Consider the following 1,763-nt stretch of genomic DNA (forward strand, 5'->3'; position numbering starts at 1 on the left):
TATGTCGCCCGCCAGACGGTGGCCAAGCAGCAGGCGCTGGACCTGCGCCCGCCGCCGGCACCAACTGGCTTGGTCGCCACCGGCCACCCGGCCTCGATTACGCTGGCATGGGACGCGGCGCCGGCCAACTACAGCAACCTGTCGCACACCGAAGTGTGGCGCGCGCCGGTCAATAATTTCGCCCAGGCGGCGCTGGTGGGCCGTGCCGATGGCCGCGAATATACCGACCCGGTGGGGCCGGGCGCGTTCCGTTACTACTGGATACGCTACGTCTCGCGCGCCGCCATTCCCGGCCCGTATAACGCCGGCAGCGGAACGGTGGGCGCGTCCGACGTCGAAGTCGAGCACCTGCTGGGCGTGCTGACTGGCGAGATTACCCAGTCGCAGCTGCACGCCGACCTAGGCGCCAAGATTGAGTTGATTGACGACCTGGAGGCCACTTACGGCGATACCGCATCGGCGGCGGCATCGGCTGCTGCGGCGGCACTGGCCAAGGCGGCTGCCGAGCAGGCGGCTGGCCAGGCGGGGCAATACAAGACAGCAGCCATCGAGGCGTCTACTCGCGCGCAGACCGAAGCCGCCGCCGCAGGCGTGCGCGCGGCCGAATCGGCGCAAGCGGCCACGAATGCCGATGGAGCGGCAGCGGCAGCGAACAATTCCGCTAGCGTCGCAGCGCAGGCGGCCAATACTGCGGGCAATAGTGCCCAGGCAGCCGTGGTTAGCGGACAGAATGCATCCACCGCTGCCAGTCAGGCCGACGGCAGCGCGCAGGCAGCAGCATCGTTCCTGCAGCAGGCGCAGGCAACCCTGCGCGACCCGGTGACGGGCCTGGTCGACAAGTACGCCGCCGTCAAGGTGCTGGCCGACGCCACCGCCGTGTCGATGGGCCAGGTGCAGGCGAAATATGGCGTCCAGGTGGACGTCAACGGCGTGGCTGGCGGCTTTGAGCTGATCGGCGGCGGCGGCCGTATCGACTTCGGCGTGCGTGCCAGCACCTTCTTCATCGCGGCGCCGGCCGGCAGCGGCATTCCGACTGCCGTGCCGTTCATCGTGCGGACCACGGAGACCGTGATTGGCGGCGTCACCATTCCCATCGGCGTGTATATCGCCGATGCGTTCATCCAGAACGCGTCGATCACGAATGCGAAGATCGGCGGGGATATCTGGTCATCGAACTATGTTGCCGGCCAGGCAGGCTGGCACCTGAGCCGCGGCGGCAATATGGAGGTGAATAGTCTGCGTGCACGCGGATACATTGCTGGCGGTGCATTGGATCGATGGAGCTGGCCAGACGCTGGTACTGGCTTTTATTTGGGGCCTGAGGGGCTTTTGCTCGGCAATGAGCGTACGGGGCCGTATTTTCAGGTCGGGGTCGATGGCAATGTGCGCGCGCCGGCGTTTGAAATTATCGGCGGCCGCGCAAAGTTTAGCGGCAATGTGGTAACTGGTGCCGGCACTGGCTTTCGCATCGAAATGGGGCCAGATGATCCCGTGTATGCCATGTGGGCCGGCGCCGGCGCCAAAAATGACGTCAACGCGATTTTCTATCTCAAGCGCAATGGTGCTGGCTATTTCGGCGGGGCCCTGACCGCCGGGACGCTGAGAACTGCGGTGACGAGTCCGGAAATTAACCCGAACGCGCAGTTAATCAATGGTCCCTTCGGCTCGAATGGCGGATTGATCACGGTGATCTGCAGCTTCGATTGGCAACGCAGCCTGGGCTCGACCCGCGCCAAGTACACGGCGGGAGCCGGAAGTACCCA

1 protein-coding gene is annotated in these 1,763 nt (G+C 65.3%); it reads left to right on the top strand.

Features of this window, described 5'->3' with window-relative positions; all coding sequences use genetic code 11:
- A partial coding sequence (locus tag EBS11_RS28230) for a hypothetical protein (RefSeq protein ID WP_290608837.1) occupies nucleotides 1-1,763 on the top strand: 1,763 nt, incomplete at both ends.

The sequence above is a fragment of the Janthinobacterium sp. genome, assembly GCF_009923995.1.
Taxonomy (GTDB): Bacteria; Pseudomonadota; Gammaproteobacteria; order Burkholderiales; family Burkholderiaceae_D; genus Janthinobacterium.